This is a genomic window from candidate division KSB1 bacterium (assembly GCA_024655945.1).
In the GTDB taxonomy this organism is placed as follows: domain Bacteria; phylum Zhuqueibacterota; class Zhuqueibacteria; order JANLFK01; family Oleimicrobiaceae; genus Oleimicrobium.
Genome location: JANLFK010000002.1, coordinates 245,203 through 262,566, shown reverse-complemented (window position 1 = coordinate 262,566; position 17,364 = coordinate 245,203). Strand labels below are relative to the sequence as shown.

14 protein-coding genes and 2 pseudogenes are annotated in these 17,364 nt (G+C 61.7%); all 16 read left to right on the top strand.

Translation table 11 applies throughout. The annotated features are described in order from the left end of the window. The first annotated feature begins 58 nt into the window (after window positions 1-58). The 16 genes and pseudogenes from NUW13_04070 (at window position 59) to NUW13_03995 (ending at window position 17,354) form a co-directional block, all read left to right on the top strand. A complete protein-coding gene (locus NUW13_04070) occupies window positions 59-1,132 on the top strand; it encodes a lipoate--protein ligase (GenBank protein MCR4438202.1) in 1,074 nt (357 codons plus the stop codon). Window positions 1,133-1,159: 27 nt separating this feature from the next. Further along, window positions 1,160-1,696, top strand: coding sequence for a 4Fe-4S dicluster domain-containing protein (locus NUW13_04065; GenBank protein MCR4438201.1), 537 nt, complete (start codon window positions 1,160-1,162; stop codon window positions 1,694-1,696). Further along, complete coding sequence (locus NUW13_04060; GenBank protein MCR4438200.1) at window positions 1,693-2,580, top strand: CoB--CoM heterodisulfide reductase iron-sulfur subunit B family protein; 888 nt, start codon at window positions 1,693-1,695, stop codon at window positions 2,578-2,580. The genes NUW13_04065 and NUW13_04060 overlap by 4 nt, the downstream gene beginning before the upstream one ends. 76 nt (window positions 2,581-2,656) lie before the next feature. Then, window positions 2,657-3,871 (top strand): annotated as a pseudogene (locus NUW13_04055) (FAD-dependent oxidoreductase). 416 nt (window positions 3,872-4,287) lie between these two features. Further along, a pseudogene (locus tag NUW13_04050) lies at window positions 4,288-4,467 on the top strand (hypothetical protein). Next, on the top strand, window positions 4,439-5,665 hold the full coding sequence (locus tag NUW13_04045) for an FAD-dependent oxidoreductase (protein MCR4438199.1): 1,227 nt from the start codon (window positions 4,439-4,441) through the stop codon (window positions 5,663-5,665). Before NUW13_04050 ends, NUW13_04045 begins: the two are co-directional and overlap by 29 nt. Before the next feature lie 29 nt (window positions 5,666-5,694). Then, the gene (locus NUW13_04040; protein MCR4438198.1) at window positions 5,695-6,120 is read left to right on the top strand and encodes a hydrogenase iron-sulfur subunit; all 426 of its coding nucleotides are present in this window, start codon (window positions 5,695-5,697) and stop codon (window positions 6,118-6,120) included. Between the two features lie 195 nt (window positions 6,121-6,315). Continuing rightward, the gene (locus tag NUW13_04035) at window positions 6,316-7,596 is read left to right on the top strand and encodes a citrate (Si)-synthase (protein ID MCR4438197.1); all 1,281 of its coding nucleotides are present in this window, start codon (window positions 6,316-6,318) and stop codon (window positions 7,594-7,596) included. 94 nt (window positions 7,597-7,690) lie between these two features. Further along, window positions 7,691-9,628: an aconitate hydratase gene (locus NUW13_04030; GenBank protein ID MCR4438196.1), complete on the top strand. Its 1,938-nt coding sequence runs from the start codon at window positions 7,691-7,693 to the stop codon at window positions 9,626-9,628. Window positions 9,629-9,676: 48 nt separating this feature from the next. After that, window positions 9,677-10,876 (top strand): isocitrate/isopropylmalate family dehydrogenase, encoded by a 1,200-nt coding sequence (locus NUW13_04025; protein ID MCR4438195.1) that lies wholly within the window; start codon window positions 9,677-9,679, stop codon window positions 10,874-10,876. Window positions 10,877-11,242: 366 nt separating this feature from the next. After that, window positions 11,243-11,854, top strand: coding sequence for a DUF47 family protein (locus NUW13_04020; GenBank protein ID MCR4438194.1), 612 nt, complete (start codon window positions 11,243-11,245; stop codon window positions 11,852-11,854). Between the two features lie 10 nt (window positions 11,855-11,864). Then, window positions 11,865-12,863, top strand: coding sequence for an inorganic phosphate transporter (locus tag NUW13_04015; GenBank protein MCR4438193.1), 999 nt, complete (start codon window positions 11,865-11,867; stop codon window positions 12,861-12,863). A gap of 316 nt (window positions 12,864-13,179) precedes the next feature. After that, window positions 13,180-13,410 carry a DUF2892 domain-containing protein gene (locus tag NUW13_04010; GenBank protein MCR4438192.1) on the top strand — a complete coding sequence of 77 codons (231 nt, stop codon included), beginning with the start codon at window positions 13,180-13,182 and terminating at the stop codon, window positions 13,408-13,410. A gap of 72 nt (window positions 13,411-13,482) precedes the next feature. Further along, on the top strand, window positions 13,483-14,289 hold the full coding sequence (locus NUW13_04005) for a hypothetical protein (protein MCR4438191.1): 807 nt from the start codon (window positions 13,483-13,485) through the stop codon (window positions 14,287-14,289). Further along, window positions 14,270-15,550, top strand: coding sequence for a 4Fe-4S binding protein (locus NUW13_04000; GenBank protein ID MCR4438190.1), 1,281 nt, complete (start codon window positions 14,270-14,272; stop codon window positions 15,548-15,550). Before NUW13_04005 ends, NUW13_04000 begins: the two co-directional genes overlap by 20 nt. After that, a complete protein-coding gene (locus NUW13_03995) occupies window positions 15,534-17,354 on the top strand; it encodes an aldehyde ferredoxin oxidoreductase family protein (GenBank protein MCR4438189.1) in 1,821 nt (606 codons plus the stop codon). Before NUW13_04000 ends, NUW13_03995 begins: the two co-directional genes overlap by 17 nt. Window positions 17,355-17,364: the final 10 nt, after the last annotated feature.

The following is a 17,364-nucleotide window of genomic DNA, read 5'->3' as shown; positions in this document are numbered from 1 at the left end:
CACTGCATTGGGGGATGACGGGCATAGCAGGCCCGAGACGGAGCAAGGGAGACCCTTGGTGAAACGAACACGGAGGTCGGGCATGCAGCTCTTTTACTTGGACAAGCTTCCCGGTCAGAATTCGATGCTCATCTTCCACGCCTTGGCGCGCATGGGCGTGGAGAGCCTGGTCATCGTCTCGCCGCAAGACCCGCTGGTGAGCATCGGCTACTTCCAGGACGCCAAGCAGGAGATTGACCTGGAGTATTTGGAGAAGGTGAAAATTCCCGCCATGCGCCGCGAGGTAGGCGGCGGCACCACCTATCTGGATGGGAACCAGATCTTCTACCAGCTCATCTGGCGACGCTCCAACCCCCACTTCCCCAAGAAAATCAGCGAAATCTACGAGTGGTTCTCCCAGGCTCCGGTGGAGACCTATCGCGAGTTCGGCATCAAGGCCCGCTTCCGGCCGGTCAATGACATCGTCACCGGCGAAGGGCGGAAGATCGCCGGCGAAGGCGGCGCTAACATCGGCGATTGCATGGTTTTCGTCGGCGGCATCCTCTTGGATTTTGACTATGAGACCATGGTGCGCGTGCTCAAGGTGCCGGAGGAAAAGTTTCGCGACAAGATTTTCAAGAGCATGGAGGAGAACCTCACCACCATGAAGCGCGAGCTCGGTGCTCTGCCCCCTCGCGAAGAGATCAAGCGCGCCTTGGTGCGGCACTTCACGCGGCTGGTGGGCCCCCTGGAGCCGGCCGAGATGACCAGCGAGCTTTGGGCGACCATGGCGCGGCTGGAGCAGGAGTTCAATTCCCCCGAGTTCCTCTTCAAGAAGACGCCGCGCGTGGCCACAGGGGTGAAGATCCGGGAGGGCGTGGAGATCTCCTTCGGCATCCACAAGGCCCCAGGCGGCCTGATCCGCACGGTGCAGGAGGTGGAGCGGGAGCGCATCAAAGACCTCGGCATTTCCGGCGATTTCACCTTCTATCCCAAGGAGGAACTGGCTGGCTTGGAGAACTCCCTGAAGGGGATAAAGCGCCAGCCCGAGGACATTGTGCAGCGGGTGGGCGAATTCTGCGATGAACACGAAGTGGAAACGCCAGGCGTGACCGCCGAGGACTTTTCCATGGCCATTATGAACGCACGGTAGATGACGCAGGCGATGAGGAGCTTGACCGTGGCGAACGTGAAGGGCAGCAAGCCGATGACCAGATTCGAGGAGTTGACCCCCAGCTTCTGGCGAGAGGTTGCTAAGGAGCCAGGGGGCGAGCTCAGTGCGCGCTGTTTTGCCTGCGGCACGTGCACAGCCGCCTGTCCCGTGCACGCCGTGGACGCGCGCTACAATCCCCGGCAGCTGGTGCATATGATCTTGCTGGGCATGAGGGAGCGGGTGCTGAGCAGTGACTTCATCTGGCTTTGCTCTGGCTGCTACACCTGCGCCGACCGTTGTCCGCAAGGGGTGCGCGTGACCGATATCATGACTGCCGTGAAGAACATCGCTGCGCGCGAGGGCTATTTGCACCCCACTTTCCGCCAGCAGGCGGAGTTAGTGGGCAGGTTTGGCCGCCTCTATGAGGTGGAGGATTTTGACAACAAGAAGCGCCAGCGCTTAGGCCTTCCCCCGGTCAGGAAGACATTCCCCGAGGTGCAGGAGATCTTTCGCATGACCGGGATGGGCAAGTACACCGAAGCGGCGGAGGCCAATCAGCCATGAAGTACGCCCTCTTTCTCGGCTGCACGGTGCCGATCCGCAGCCAGAACTATGAAGTGGCCGTGCGGGCGGTTGCCAGCGGGCTGGGGATCGAGTTGGTGGACGTGGAGGATTTCTCCTGTTGCGGCTTTCCTGTCAAGTCCACCAATGCGCAGACCACTCTGCTCATGGCGGCGCGCAACTTGGCGGTGGCCGAGGAGCAAGGGCTGGACGTCTGCTGCCTGTGCAGCGCATGTTCGGCGGTGCTCACCGAGACCAATCTCGAGCTGCAGCAGCACCCTGAACTGTTGCGACAGGTGAACCGCCAGCTGCGCAAGATCAATCGCCAGTACCGGGGCACGGTCAAAGTGAAACACTTTGCGCGAATTCTGTACGAAGACTATGGCATCGACAATTTGCGTCGGCACGTGACCAGACCCCTGACGACGCTGAAACTGGCTCCGCATTATGGTTGCCACTTCGTGCGCCCAAAAGGGAACTATGACGCTTTCGACGACCCCGAGGCGGCGCGCTCTTTGGACGAGCTGGTGGCTGTCACCGGGGCCGAAGTTATCCGCTACGAGACCAAGAAGTACTGCTGCGGTGGCGCCATCTTAGGTGTGGAGCAGACGACGGCGCTTGGACTGTCGGGCCTGAAGTTGAGTGATGTGCGGGCTGCCGGGGCCGACGCGCTCATCTCCATCTGCCCGTTCTGCAGCGTGCTCTACGAGGACAACCAGAAGAAGGTGGAAGAGCAGTTCCAGCGTGAAATCGCCCTTCCGGTCTTTTTCTATCCCCAGGTCTTGGGACTTGCCATGGGGTACGACCCGAAGGACCTTGGGGTCCGCCTGAACAAGGTGCGGCCAGACGCGGTTTTGGCCAAGGTGTCACCGGCGGCTGCCGCCTAAGGGATATCCACCAACAGAAGCGCGAGGGACGACGCACGTGGCGGAGCGAAGCGAGAAGACTCAAGCAGTCCTGGTGGTGGGAGCAGGCGTTGCCGGGATTCGCGCCGCCATCGAACTGGCGGACATGGGGGTGCCCGTCTACCTGGTGGACCAGTCGTCGATGCTAGGCGGCAAGGTGCTGCAGCTCGACAGGCTGTTCCCTACCGACGATTGCGGCTTGTGCAAGCTATTGCCGGCCGTGCCCGGTGAAGGGGTGTCCGGCTTCTGCTTGCGGCGTGGGCTCCTCTACCCGAACGTCAAGGTGGTCTTTGATAGCCAGCTCACCGCGCTGGAAGGCAAGCCTGGCGCCTTCGTGGCCACCATGGTGACGAGCCCGCAGTTTGTGGACCCGGAAAAGTGCATCACGTGTGGCCGCTGCATTCCGGTATGTCCAGTGGAGGTCCAGGACGAGTTCAACCAGGGGCTGAGCGTGCGCAAGGCGGTGTACGTGCGCCACGGCTTGGGTATTCCGCGCCTGTACACCATCGACGCGGCCGCTTGCACGCGCTGCGGTGAATGCGTGCGCATTTGCCCCACCGGCGCCATCTCCCTGGATGCCGGACCGACCACCCAGTACCTCCACGTCGGGGCGATTGTGGCTGCCCTTGGGTTCAAAGAATTTGACCCCTCCTCGCTGAGTCAGTTTGGCTATGGCCGATTTGCTAACGTGGTGACCAGCACCGAGCTGGAGCGGCTCACCAGCGAGGGCGGGCCGACGCAAGGGGCCGTGCGCCGTCCCTCCGACGGCAAAGTTCCGGCTTCGGTGGCTTTTCTCCAGTGCGTGGGCTCCCGGGACGCCGAGCACGACTACTGCTCGTCGGCGTGCTGCATGTTTGCCATCAAGGAGGCAGCGCACCTCAAGGCGGCAGGAATACAGTCGCAGATCTTCTACATGGACGTGCGTGCCTTCGGCAAGGGGTATCACCGCGTGTATCAGAAGGCCCAACAGGAACTGGGAGTGGCGTTCACGCGCTGCCGCGTGTCCGCGGTGGAGGAACACCCGGCGAGCAAGAATCTGGTCGTGGTGTACGAGGCCGAGGACAGCTCATTCCAGCGGCGCGAGTTCGAACTGGTGGTTCTTTCGGTGGGATTGGGCCCTGCCGAGCAGAGCGCCGCGCTTGCCTCGGCCATAGGGGCAAAGGTGAACCGGCACGGCTTTGTCTCGTACCCGGGCTTCTCTGCGGTGAGCACCGGAAGGGCCGGGGTCTTTGCCTGTGGCGCGCTGACTGCGCCCCGCGATATTCCCGAGAGCGTGGCGCAGGGCCTTGCCGCTGCCGCACAAGCAGCCCTCGTGGTCAAGCCTGGCCGGCGTGACCATGGCGGCGCACACCAGGCGTTGAGCCCCGCAGAGCATCGAGGCGCAGAAGCGCGCATTGGAGTCTTTCTCTGCAGGTGCCAGGGAGAGGTCGGGGAGGTTCTCGACCTGCAGGCCTTGGCCAGTGCGGCAAGGAACCTCCCCGGAGTTGCGCATGTAGCGGTGGTGGACCTGCTCTGCTTCCAGTCGACCCTGGCGGGGGTCAAAGAGGCCATCCGAGCGCAGGGGCTGAACCGGGTGCTGTTTGGCGCCTGCTCACCTCACCTGTACGAAGACCGTTTCGCCCAGATGTTGGCGGAGGCAGGAGTTGATCGCCGCATGTTGGAGGTAGTTCCGTTGCGGGAGCAGGTGGGCTGGATTCACGCCGACCGCGGAATGGCACTCGAGAAGGCAAGGTTCCTGCTCCACGCAGCGGCCATGCGCCTGCGCAGCACGACTGCCGCACCGCCGGGCGTGCTCAAGGTCACGCCCCGGGCGCTGGTCATCGGCGGCGGGGTGACCGGCATGGTTGCCGCCCTGGACATCGCCGCCCAGGGCTTCGCCGTCCACTTGGTGGAGAAAAGCGGAGAGCTCGGGGGCAACGCGCTGCTCTTCGACCGCACCCTGGAGGGACTGGACGTCGCCGATTTTGTGCGGAAGACTATCGAGAAGGTCAGAGCCAATCCGCGCATCACCGTCCATCTCCGCTCGGAGGTCACACGTCTTGATGGGTTCGTGGGCAACTTCCGCACGACGGTGCGGCGGGCCTCCGGGGCGAAGCGCCAGCTGCAGCATGGGGTGGTGGTGGTGGCCACAGGTGCCGTCGAGTACCAACCCAAGGAGTACCTGTATGGGAAAAACCGCCGGGTGCTCACCCAGACCCAGCTGGAGCAACGGCTCGCCAAGGGCAAACTGAACCCCTCGCGGCTCAAGTGCGTGGTCATGATTCAGTGTGTGGGCTCCCGCGATGAGCGGCGGCCCTACTGTAGCCGCATCTGCTGTTCGCAGGCCATCCGGAATGCCCTTGCCCTCAAGACGGCCAACCCAGACCTGGCGGTCTACGTGCTCAATCGGGACATTATGACCTACGGCTTCAGCGAGGAATACTACACCAAGGCCAGGGAGGCCGGGGTAATCTTTCTCCGCTACGACTTAGCCCAGAAGCCGGTGGTCAGACAGCGGAATGGCAAACTGGAAGTGCTTGTGCTGGACAAGATCATCGACGAGATGCTCCTGTTCACCGCAGACTTGGTGGTTCTTTCCACCGGTGTGGTCGCGGCCAAGAACGGCAGACTGAGCAAGGTATTGCGCGTGCCATTGGATGAAGATGGGTTTTTTGCCGAAGTCAACAGCAAGTTCCGGCCGCTTGACCTTGCCCGCGCAGGCGTGTTTGTCGGCGGCCTGGCGCACTCGCCACGCTCGTTGCGCGAGTCGGTGACCCATGCCCATGCCCTTGCGGCGCGGGTCACGGCACTGCTGACACGCGGTGAACTGTCCTGGCAAGGGGTGTACGCTCACCCTGACGAAGAGCTCTGCACGGGTTGCCGAATCTGTGAAGGCGCCTGCGAGTTCGATGCCATTCGCATCAACCGCGTGCGCGAGAACGGGCGTTACAAGGAGCGCGCCGAGGTCATCCAGGCCATGTGCACTGGCTGCGGCTGCTGTGTGGCGGCCTGTGCCAGTGGCGCCATGCGACAGCAGGGCAGGACCCGCGACCAGCTCATGGCGGTGATCGGCGCGGCGCTGAGCTGAGAGACGGAATCTGAGGCAAGGAGAGAGGCGTGACTGCGGCGTTCGAACCTAAAGTTTTGGTGCTTTGTTGTGACTGGTGTGCCGATGCGGCTGCGGACCTGGCAGGCGTGGCGCGGCTGCCCATGCAGCCGAACTTTGCCGTGGTGCGCATGGAGTGCACCTCGCGCGTGGAGCCAGAGTTTGTCATCGAAGCGCTGCGCCGTGGCGCCGACGGCGTGATGATCGCCGGTTGTCATCCAGGCGATTGTCACTACGTCGGCGGCAACTTCCGCACGATGCGGCGGTTTGCCCTTTTGCGCAGCATGCTGCGGCAGTTCGGCGTTGACCCGCGAAGGCTCCGATTAGAGTGGATCCTGGCCACCGAGGCGCCCAAGTTCCAGCAGATGGTCAACAACTTTGTGGACACCGTGAGAAGACTTGGGCCGAGCCCCTTCCGCGCCTCGGGTGCACGTTGATGCTGGCTGAGCGGCGCCGGCAGGATGCGCTATGCCCGTTGCCGGAGAGATGCTGTCTTGCCCAGAGCACCGGCGGCAGGGAAGCAGTTCGGAAGCAAGCACGCTCGTTGCGAGCAGTCGGTGGAGCGAACATCAAAGTCGGTTTCTAAGGGATATTTAGGTCAGTAGGGCTTCGCACCAAAAGGAGGGTGGCGCATGGCAACCTTGAAGCAGAAACTGGCTGAGCAGATCCCGCGTTTGCGAGAAGACATTGCCAACCTGGTCAAAACCCACGGTGACAAGGTCATCTCCGAAGTCACCGTGGCCCAGGCCTACGGCGGCATGCGCGGTGTCAAGTCTCTGATCTGCGACACTTCTTTGGTGGATCCAGAGAAGGGGCTCATTATCAGAGGCATACCCATCGCCCAGCTCACCGACGAGACGCCCGAGGAGGTGTTTTATCTGCTGTGCACCGGAGAGCTGCCCGACAAGGCCGCTCTGGAGGACCTGCGCAATGAGTTCACCAAGCGCGCGAAGGTCCCGGAGTATGTGTGGGCTGTGCTGCGCGCGATGCCCAAGGATTCGCACCCCATGGCCATGTTCGACACGGCCATCCTGGTGATGGAGCGCGAATCGCTGTTCCGCAAGCGCTACGACGAGGGCATGACCAAGACCGAGTACTGGGAGCCGATGCTGGAGGACTCGCTCAATCTCTTGGCACGGCTGCCGGCGGTGGCGGCGGGTGTGTACCGCATCCGTTTCAAGGATGGCAAGCTTATCAAGGGCGACCCAGAGCTGGATTGGAGTGCGAACTATGTGCGCATGCTGGGGTTCGATGACCCCACCGGGGAGTTCGCCAACTTGATGCGCCTGTACCTGGTGCTGCACAGCGACCACGAGAGCGGCAACGTGAGCGCTCACACCTGCCACCTGGTGGGCTCGGCTCTTTCGGATGCCTACTATGCGGTTTCTGCGGGACTGAACGGGTTGGCCGGCCCTCTGCACGGGCTCGCCAATCAGGAATGCCTGAAATTCGTGTTGGAGATCCTGGAGAAGTACAAAGGCGTGCCCAGCGATGAGGAGCTGAAAAAGTTCGCCTGGGACACCCTGAATTCAGGCAAGGTCATTCCTGGCTATGGACATGCGGTGCTGCGGGCCACCGACCCACGCTTCACCGCTTTCCACGCCTTTGGCAAGCGCGTCTGCGCGCAGGACAAGGTGTTCCAGATCGTCGACCGGCTGTTTGCGGTGGTGCCGGAGGTGCTGCAGGCCCATGGCAAGGCCAAGAACCCCTGGCCTAATGTCGACGCCGGTTCAGGGGCGCTACTCTACTACTTCGGCCTCAAGGAGTTCGACTACTACACGGTGCTGTTCGGCGTCTCGCGAGCTCTGGGCATGTGCGCGCAACTGATCGTCGGTCGCGCCATGGGTGCACCCATCGAGCGCCCGAAGTCGGTAGGAACCGATTGGGTCAAGAAGCAAGTCGGCGCAGCGTAGTCTTGCGGCCTGGGGCTGCCCTCGTGCCCTTGAGGGCAGCCCCTTTGCCTGTCGAGGTGTCTCCTCGTCGAGAAAAGGAGTGTGAAGGGCCATCATGGGACAGAATCTTGTTCAAAAGATTGTTGCTGCTCACCTGGTGGAAGGCCAAATGAAGGCCGGCGAGCCGGTGGCTATCCGCATCGACCAGACGCTCACCCAGGATGCCACCGGCACCATGGCCTATCTTCAGTTCGAAGCCATGGGGATTCCTCGCGTCAAGACCGAGCTGTCGGTGAGCTACATCGACCACAACACGCTCCAGGACGGATTCGAGAACGCCGACGATCACCGCTACCTGCAGTCGGTGGCTGCCAAGTACGGGATCTATCTCTCCAAGGCGGGAAATGGCATCTGCCACCAGGTGCACTTGGAACGATTTGGCGTGCCGGGCAAGACGCTGCTCGGCTCAGACAGCCACACCCCCACGGGCGGCGGCCTGGGGATGATGGCCATCGGCGCGGGCGGACTGGACGTGGCGGTGGCCATGGGTGGTGGCGCCTTTTACCTCACCTATCCAAGGGTCCTGAAGATCCTGCTCACCGGTCAACTGCAGCCGTGGGTCGCCGCCAAGGACGTCATCCTCAAGGTGCTTGAGATGCTCACGACCAAGGGCAATGTGGGCTGGATGATCGAATACGGCGGGCCAGGCATCGCCACGCTGTCGGTCCCAGAGCGGGCGACCATCACCAACATGGGCGCCGAACTGGGAGTGACCACGTCGCTTTTCCCCAGCGATGAGGTAACCAGGCGATTCCTGAAGGCACAGGGGCGCGAGCACGTGTGGGTGCTGCTTGCTCCTGACCCAGACGCCGAGTATGACCGGGTGATCGAACTGGACCTTTCCACCATCGAGCCGATGATTGCCAAGCCGCACAGCCCCGACAATGTGTGCCGCGTTCGGGACATAGCGGGTACCAAGGTTGACCAGGTGTGCATCGGTAGCTGCACGAATTCCTCGGTGAAGGACCTGCTGACCGTGGCCGCGGTGTTGAAAGGGCGAACTGTGCATCCGGAGGTCAGCTTTGTTGTTGCTCCGGGGTCCAAGCAGGTGCTGCGCATGATTGCCGCCAGCGGCGCGCTGAGCGACCTCATTGCCGCGGGCGCGCGCATCATGGAAGCAACATGCGGCTTTTGCATCGGCAACGGCCAGGCTCCTCCCACCAATGCCGTCTCCATCCGCACCAACAATCGCAACTTTGAGGGCCGCTCCGGCACAAAGTCGGCACAGGTCTACTTGGTCAGCCCGGAGACGGCCGTCGCTTGTGCACTCACCGGCGGGATCACCGATCCCCGCGACTTAGGGATGCCCTATCCGGCCATCCCCATGCCGGAGCGGTTCACCATTGATGACAGTTTGATTCTTCCGCCTGCGGAGCACCCAGAAAAGGTGACGATTCTGCGTGGCCCCAACATCGGTGACCCGCCCACCAACACGCCTTTGCCAGATGCCTTGCGCGTGGAAGTGGCACTGAAGGTGGGCGACAAAATCACCACCGACCACATCATGCCTGCCGGCTCGCGCCTCAAGTACCGCTCCAACGTGCCCAAGTATGCAACCTTCGTGTTCGAGCCGATCGACCCTACCTTCCCGGAGCGCTGTATGAAGAACAAGGAAAGGGGGGTGTTCAACATCGTGGTGGGCGGTTGGAGCTACGGCCAGGGCTCGTCCAGAGAACATGCCGCGCTCTGTCCCATGTACCTCGGCGTCAAGGCGGTGATTGCTAAGAGCTTGGAGCGCATTCACACGGCCAACCTCATCAACTTTGGCATCCTGCCGCTGCGTTTCAAGGTCGAAGAGGACTATGAGCGTCTTGCCCAGGGGGACCAACTCGAGCTGCCCGAGTTAAAGATGCGGCTGCTGAAAGGGCAACCGCTCATAGCGCGCAAAGTAGCCACAGGCGAGGAACTGGAGTTGGTCTACGAGTTGAGCGAACGACAGCGGGCGATCATCCTTGCCGGCGGCTTGCTGAACTACACGAGAGGGCAGCAATAGCCGTTGGCAAGCAGGGAGCAGCGACCAAGTCGTGCAGTGGAGGAAAAGATGAACCAGGAAGCAATCGAAAGGGCAAAGGCTCATTTTGGCAAGCTTGTCGAGGAGCAGCTGGCCCGCGTGGAGCAGATGAAGCAGGCCCAGGACTGGATCGACTACTCTATCCTCAAGCCCATCATCATCGGGGTGTGCGGCGGCGACGGGATTGGACCCATCATCTCGGCTGAGGCACAGCGGGTGCTGGAGGAGATGCTGGCCGACGAAATCAAGTCCGGCAAAGTCCTCTTCCGAACCATCGAGGGATTGACCATCGAGAATCGCGTGAAGCACATGAAGGCGATCCCTGATGATGTGCTCGAGGAGATCAAGAAGTGCCACGTAATCCTGAAGGGCCCCACTACCACGCCGGAGAAGGGGGGACCTTACCCCAACATTGAGAGCGCCAACGTCGCCATGCGGCGTGCCTTGGACCTGTTTGCCAATGTCCGTCCGGTAAAGGTGCCCAAGGAGGGAATCGACTGGATCTTTTTCCGTGAGAACACCGAGGGCGCCTACATCTTGGGGAGCAAGGGCATCCAGGTGACCGAAGACCTGGCCTTCGATTTCACCGTGACCACACGCCAGGGGGCCGAGCGCATCATTCGCATGGCGTTCGACTATGCGCACAAGAACAAAATCAACAGCGTTACCGTGGTCACCAAGGCGAATGTGGTGAAGACCACTGACGGGCTGTTCTTGGAGGTCGCCGGCGAAGTCGCCAAAGATTACCCCGAGATTTCCTGGGAAGGCTGGTACATCGACATCATGACTGCCAAGCTTGTGGACCCGAAGCGGCGCACGCAGTTCCGGGTCATTGTCCTTCAGAACCTCTACGGCGACATCCTCACCGATGAGGCGGCGGAGTTCCAAGGCGGGGTGGGCACTGCCGGCAGCGCCAACATCGGCAAGCGCTACGCCATGTTTGAGGCGATCCATGGCTCGGCGCCGCGCATGATCAAAGAGGGAAGGGGCAAGTACGCAGACCCCTGCAGTATGATCCGCGCCGGCGCAATGCTGCTGCGCCACATCGGCTACCCGGACAAGGCCGAGCGCCTGGAGATGGCCCTGGATATCTGCGGGCAATTCGAGAAGCGCTTGGTCATCACAGGGCGAGACACGGGAGCCACCGGCCACGAGTTTGCCGATTACCTGCTCGAGACTGTGCGGGACCCCCAGTTGCGCCAGCGCTGGGAAGGATACGCGAGGGCGTAAATCCCGCGCAACGCGAGCCAGAAGAGCATTGCTCTGTCGTCCACATCAAGACGCCGCCCATGCCTGTCCAGACTGGGCGGCGTTCTTGTGCCGGCACGATGGGCGCCGGCTCCGCGACGTGGCCACGTGTGTGCAGGTCGTTCGCCGGGATGGAGACGTTGGCGAGCGAGGAAGCAAGCCGTGCAGGCGGCGGTTGGTACCCGGCGCAGGGGGCGGGCCACGATGCGGGTACAAAGCAGGACGGCGTCAGTGGCAAACCTACTGCAACGGAAATAATGTCTTGACAGGGAAAGTTGGGTTTTGTATATTGTCCGGCCGTCTTTGTTCCGTGACAGCCGTCTACTTTCATGGCGAGGTGCGCAAACGATGAGGATTCTTCCGAAGCACGAGCGATTCTTTGAGATGTTTGCCGAGGCTGCCGCCAACATTCAGGAAGCGGCGCAGCTCCTTGTGCAGATGCTCGAGTCCGGGAAGGAAGCCGAGCGCTTTGGTCGTCAGATCAAGGAGCTGGAGCACAAGGGCGACAAGCTCACCCACGAAATCATCAACAAACTGAACACCACTTTTGTCACCCCTTTCGATCGCGAGGACATCTACGCCCTCTGTCGCGCCCTGGACGATGTGATTGACCTGGTTGATTCTGCCGCCGATCGCGTCTATCTCTTCGAATTGACCAACCGTGGCGAAGATGCCGTGAAACTGGCGAAAATCATCGCCGAGGCTTCGGCCGAGATTGTGCGCGGCGTGAGCCTCCTTCGCCACCCGGCGCAGATGTGCGTGCATTGCATCGAGATCAATCGCCTGGAGAACGAAGGGGACAGGGTGTTCCGCCACGGTCTTGCCAAGCTTTTCCACAACTACGCTGACCCCATTGAGATAATCAAGCTTAAGGATTTCTATCAGGACCTGGAGCTGGCCACCGACCGTTGCGAGGACGTGGCCAATGTGCTGGAGGCGATTTCGGTGAAGAACGTGTGAGCAGGAGGCGATGCACCCCTTCGACAGTCTGACCTTCTTGGCTATTGTCGTCGCCCTCGCGTGGACGTATGATTTTTTCAATGGCATGAACGATGCGGCCAATGCCATCGCCACCACCATTTCCACCCGCGCTTTGACTCCCGCTCAGGCCATCTTCTTAGCGTGGCTCATGAACGTCCTGGGAGCTTTTCTCACCACCGCCGTGGCCAGGACCATGGGTAAAGGGGTCGTAGACCCTTCGGCCATGGACCAGATGGTAGTCATCTCCTCATTGGTGGGCGCAAGTGTGTGGAGCGCCGGGTGCACCTATGCGGGCATACCCATCAGCATCACCCATGCGCTGGTGGGGAGCATTGTGGGCGCGGCAGGTGCGGCCCACGGACTGGGTGTGGTAAAGCTGGCAGGGCTGAAGAAGATATTCATCGCTATGCTTGTGTCGCCGGTCTTGGGCTTCGTCTGGGGGTACATCCTGCTTGTGCTTATCTTCTGGATCGTGAGAAACATGATGCCCTCCCGCGTCAATAGGTTCTTCCGCTTCGGCCAGATTGGTTCTGCTGCCTTCATGGCGCTGAGCCATGGGACCAACGACACGCAGAATGCCATGGGTATCATCACCGCGGCGCTGTTGGTGGGAGGCTTCATCAAGGAGTTTCACGTCCCGACCTGGGTCATCGTGGGTTCGGCTCTTTTCATGGGCTTGGGCACCTCGGTGGGGGGGTGGCGGGTCATCAGGACGATGGGCATGAAGATGGTCAAGCTCCGCCCGGTGCACGGGTTCAGCGCCGAGTTTTCCGCGGGTGCGGTAATTCTTATGGCCACGCTGCTCGGCGCCCCGATCAGCACGACCCACGTCATTTCCACCGCCATAATGGGCGTTGGTGCCACGCATCGTCTTTCCGCGGTTCGCTGGGGCGTGGCTCTGCACATTGTCGTCACCTGGATTCTGACCATGCCCGGCGCAGCACTGGTGGCGGCCGGCACGTTCGAGCTGCTCAAGCTCATCCTCTAAGACCGCCGGGGAGTGCCTCCCCAGAGGACGGCGGGAAATGAGCCACCAGGCGCTCGCTGCCTTTCTGTTCAACCGCCAAGGCAGGCGGCTCCCACAGGAAGACGGAGCCGTAGCTGGAGCGTTTCGCCCTCCGCCATGTGCTGCCTGAACTGCCCATGTTCGCCAGCAAATTCGCTTGACTGGGACTTTGCTATTTCGTAAATTCCGCCAGGCACAAAGGCAGTGACCATGTGGGCGGTGAGACGCCCTGACTTGGAGCAGTCAAGAGTCGCTTTCGACAGTTGAACAACCATCCCACCCAAGAGCGGAGGAAATCATGAAGAAGAACATGGGCTCCATCGACAGGACCGTGCGCATCTTCGTGGCGCTGGTCATCGCGCTGCTGTACATTCTGAACCTCATCTCGGGCACATTGGCCATCATTCTCGGCATCGTGGCAGTGGTCTTTCTCCTCACCGGCATTGTCGGTTTTTGCCCGCTCTACGTTCCTCTTAAGATTTGCACGCTGAGCAAGAAGAAACGGGAACAGGCCGCCAAGAACAGCTGAGCGTTCGGCACGCTCTTGAGGTGTCCAGGTGCTTGAATTGGGGCATATTTCGGGCCGACTCGCGGAGGAAGGATGGAAGTCGACATAGGCAAGACGATCCGCATCAGTGACTTCATCAGTGCAGCAGACGGGAGGGCGCTCCTTTTGGACACCACGCTGCCTGCTTCTGTGGGCGCCACCGCTGGACTCACGCACATTGACGAGGTCCTCCGCAAGGTGACCGAGATCCTGGACGGCGTTATCCTGAACCCGGGGCAGGCCGAGCATCACGCCGAGCTGCTTGGGGGCAGGAGGCGGGCAAGCCCCTTGGTGCGCGTGGACTGGAGCAACGCCTACCGCGGGCCGGACTTTTGTCTGCCGGCTGCGCAGTTCAAGCATCTGTTCATCTCGGATGCCGAAGATGCGTTAGCGTTGGGTGCCAGTGCGGCGGTTGCCAGTCTCTTCCTCGGGTTTGACGACGAAGCTGAGGCAAAGAACATCGAAGCGCTGTCGCTACTGGGGCGTGACTGCTATCGCTTAGCTCTGCCGCTGGTGGTGGACATTCGCCCTATCGGCTTCAAGGTGGGGCCTGGCAACTTTGAGGAGTCGGTCAAACTCGGTGTGTCGTTCATGCAGGAGCTGGGCGCGGATGTTTTGATCATCCCACAATGTGAGACGGCCACCTGTGCCACCATCGGCAGTTGGATCGCCGTGCCGGTGCTTGTCCGCTTAGAGGAGATCCCAGAGGCGAGCCAGGTGGACGAGGTGCTTAACAGTGGCCTGCGCGGCATCGTCGTGGGGGAAAGGGCTGTTGCCCGCGACCACTATGCCCGGCAGTTGGCCCTGCTGGCCGATCATCTGCACCAGAGGAGAGCTGGCGATGGTGCGCTCCCCAGGTAAGACGGCGCGGCTGAACCGCCTGTTCAACCCGAAGGACGGGCGAGCCGTGTGCGTCGCCGCCGACCACGGCTGGATGTCGGATGTCACGCCCAATGTCATGGAGCTGCGGCGCATCTTGGAGCTGGTGGTGCGCGGTGGGGCCGACGGCATTCTCATCAGCTTTGGCACGGCGGTGCGCCATGGCCACCTGCTGCGCGGCAAGGACTCGCCGGCAATGCTCATCCGTGCTGACTGGATGAACATGCCCCGCCTTGGTGCCTCCAATGTCAGCAACGTGTTGCCGGTGGTGAACTTCAAGAAAATGGCCACCTCTCGCGCCCGCGACGCGTTGCTCATGGGCGCCTCGGCCATTACCATCTACTACTTCATCGGCTACGGGGATGAGTTCGAGGCCATCAACATCGAGCAGGCGGCTGACTTTGCCAAGGAGTGCCGCAGGATGGGGCTGCCGCTGATCATTGAACCCATGGCCGTGGGCGGCATGGTCACCGGTGTGAATATTGCCGAGATCCTCATCGCCTCGGGGCGCATCGCTGCGGAAATCGGCGCCGACGCGCTCAAAATCCCCTACACCGGCGACGTGAAGTCATTCAAGCAGTTAGTAGATCAGGCGGGTGTGCCCGTGCTGGTCTTAGGCGGTGCCAAGTCGGACGTGCCGCGCGACGCTTTGGAGCTGGTGGACGAGGCACTGCGCGCCGGCGCCAGCGGCACGGTGTTTGGCCGCAACGTCACCAAGGCCAAGGACCCTCAGAAGATGGTGGCCGACATCGTCGCCTTGGTGCACGGTGGCAAGACCATTGCAGAGATCCTGGGAGAGCGGCGGGCCCTTGGTCAGCGGCTCAAGCCGGTTCCGTCACAGTGCGTGGGCTGCCAACTCTGTGAGGTGGCCTGCGTCCGCGCGCACAGCCCAGGGTACGGCCAGACACGCGCGCGCCTGCGTATCCAGTTTCCTGCACTAGGGGACGAACTCAGCCCTATCCGTCCGGTGGTCTGCACCCTGTGTGGCCAGTGTGTGGATGCCTGCCAGACCGGGGCACTCACCATTGGGCCTGACTCGCGCCTCGTTCTGGAACGGAGCCTGTGCACGCAATGCGGCGCCTGTGTGGAGGCCTGCCCGTTTGACCTGATCTCCACCGAGGATGGCTACCCTGTGGTCTGTGACCTGTGCGAGGGCGACCCTGAGTGCGTAAAATGGTGCAAGCGCGGCGCCATCGTCCTCACGGAGTGGAAGCGGAGAGCGCGACATGTCCATGCACAATAGAGGCTACGCCAACAAGATTCTCACCGTCGACCTCAGCAGCGGTGCGTGCAGCGTAGAGGAGTTGGAAGAGGACATAGCCCGCCTCTACCTGGGGGGCAAAGGACTTGGCTCCTACCTGCTTTACACCCGCATGGCGCCTAAGGTGGACGCCCTCGGTCCCGACAACCTGCTCATCTTCGCCACGGGTCCGCTGACCGGTACCATCGCGCCCACCTCGAGCCGGCTCTGCGTGATGGCGAAGAGCCCAAAGACCGGCACTTACATGGATTCCTACTGCGGGGGCTTCTTTGGTCAGACCCTGAAGTACGCAGGCTACGACGCCGTGGTCATCAAGGGTGCGGCCAAAGAGCCCAAGGCCCTGATTCTGGATAACCAGTCAGTGGCAATAGTGGACGCATCTGACCTCTGGGGAAAGAACACTGCCGAGACTGCAAACGCCCTGCGCGAACGTTATGGCCAAGACGTGCAGACGGCAGTGATCGGCCCCGCGGGCGAGCGGTTGGCCACTCTTTCGGGCGTGTTTTGCGGCCTGCGCACCGCTGGGCGAGCAGGCACCGGCGCAGTCATGGGCTCCAAGAAGCTCAAGGGGATCGCCGTGCGAGGAACCGGTTCGGTGCAGGTTGCCAACCGCCAGGAGTACGAGGAGGCTGTCTGGATTGCCCACCGCATGCTGCGCATGAGCAGCCAGGTCAAACGAATGGTTGACTTTGGCACCCCGAATATCGTCTTGTTGGTCAACGCCGCCGGCGCCTTGCCCACCCGCAATTTCCAGTATGGCCAATTCGACAAAGCGGAGGCGCTGGCAGGCGAAGTATGGCGCAAGCACTACTGGAAGAAGGACATCGCCTGCGAAGGCTGCCCCATCGCCTGCTCGAAGATCGCCTACTCGCCAAAGTTCGACACCGCCATCGACGGACCCGACTATGAAACGATTTTTGCCTTGGGCAGCAATTGCGGCGTTGCCGACCACGAGGCGATTATCTATGCCAACTACCTGTGCGACATGTACGGCGTCGATACCATCACCGTGGGCAACATCATCGGCTTCGTCATGGAGCTCTACGAGCGGGGCATGGTGGGCAAGGCGGAGCTGGACGGGATCGAGGCGGTGTGGGGCAGTGGCGAGGCCTTGGTGCAATTGACCGAGAAGATTGCCAAGGGCGAAGGGATCGGAGAGCTAGTGGAGAAAGGGGTACGCGAAATCAGCGCGCATTTCCCTGGCAGCGCAGATTTTGCCATGCACGTCAAGGGTTTAGAGATGCCCGGCTATCTGCCTCGTGCCGCCAAAGGGGTCGGCCTGAGCTACGCCATCTCCGAGCGGGGCGCATGCCACTTGCGCGGCTCCCCCTTGGTGGAAATCCTTGGCGGTGCCGACCCGCTGACGCCGGAAGGGAAGGCAGCCTTGTTCAAAGTGAACCAGACCGACAGCGCCGTGGTCAACTGCCTCATCCTTTGCTATTTCGTCAAATTTGGTATCACCCTCAAGGAAGTCTGGCAGATGGTCAATCCCTGCACCGGCCTGGAGTACGCCAGCCCGCGCGAACTGGACCATGTGGGCGAGCGAATCATCAACCTGGCGCGCTTGTACAACCTGCGTGAGGGTTTTACCGCCCACGACGACACTCTGCCCAAGAGGTGCGTGGCGGAGCCACTTCCGGCTGGGCCAGCGAAGGGGCAGGTGGTGGAGCTGGACAGGCTCAGGGCTGAGTACTACAAGCTCATGGGTTGGGACGAGAACGGTGTGCCCAAGGCCGAGACCCTGCGCAACTTGGGCATTGCCGACATGCTGGACTTGATGCGGTGACTGGGCAGCA

What these genes read in the sequence shown, in the direction of transcription:
- NUW13_04015 (MCR4438193.1), top strand. Translation starts at nt 11,865, where the DNA reads ATGCACCCCTTCGACAGTCTGACCTTCTTGGCTATTGTCGTCGCCCTC.
- NUW13_04045 (MCR4438199.1), top strand. Translation starts at nt 4,439, where the DNA reads ATGGTTGCCGCCCTGGACATCGCCGCCCAGGGCTTCGCCGTCCACTTG.
- NUW13_04030 (MCR4438196.1), top strand. Translation starts at nt 7,691, where the DNA reads ATGGGACAGAATCTTGTTCAAAAGATTGTTGCTGCTCACCTGGTGGAA.
- NUW13_04010 (MCR4438192.1), top strand. Translation starts at nt 13,180, where the DNA reads ATGAAGAAGAACATGGGCTCCATCGACAGGACCGTGCGCATCTTCGTG.
- NUW13_04000 (MCR4438190.1), top strand. Translation starts at nt 14,270, where the DNA reads ATGGTGCGCTCCCCAGGTAAGACGGCGCGGCTGAACCGCCTGTTCAAC.
- NUW13_04005 (MCR4438191.1), top strand. Translation starts at nt 13,483, where the DNA reads ATGGAAGTCGACATAGGCAAGACGATCCGCATCAGTGACTTCATCAGT.
- NUW13_04035 (MCR4438197.1), top strand. Translation starts at nt 6,316, where the DNA reads ATGGCAACCTTGAAGCAGAAACTGGCTGAGCAGATCCCGCGTTTGCGA.
- NUW13_04060 (MCR4438200.1), top strand. Translation starts at nt 1,693, where the DNA reads ATGAAGTACGCCCTCTTTCTCGGCTGCACGGTGCCGATCCGCAGCCAG.
- NUW13_04020 (MCR4438194.1), top strand. Translation starts at nt 11,243, where the DNA reads ATGAGGATTCTTCCGAAGCACGAGCGATTCTTTGAGATGTTTGCCGAG.
- NUW13_03995 (MCR4438189.1), top strand. Translation starts at nt 15,534, where the DNA reads ATGTCCATGCACAATAGAGGCTACGCCAACAAGATTCTCACCGTCGAC.
- NUW13_04025 (MCR4438195.1), top strand. Translation starts at nt 9,677, where the DNA reads ATGAACCAGGAAGCAATCGAAAGGGCAAAGGCTCATTTTGGCAAGCTT.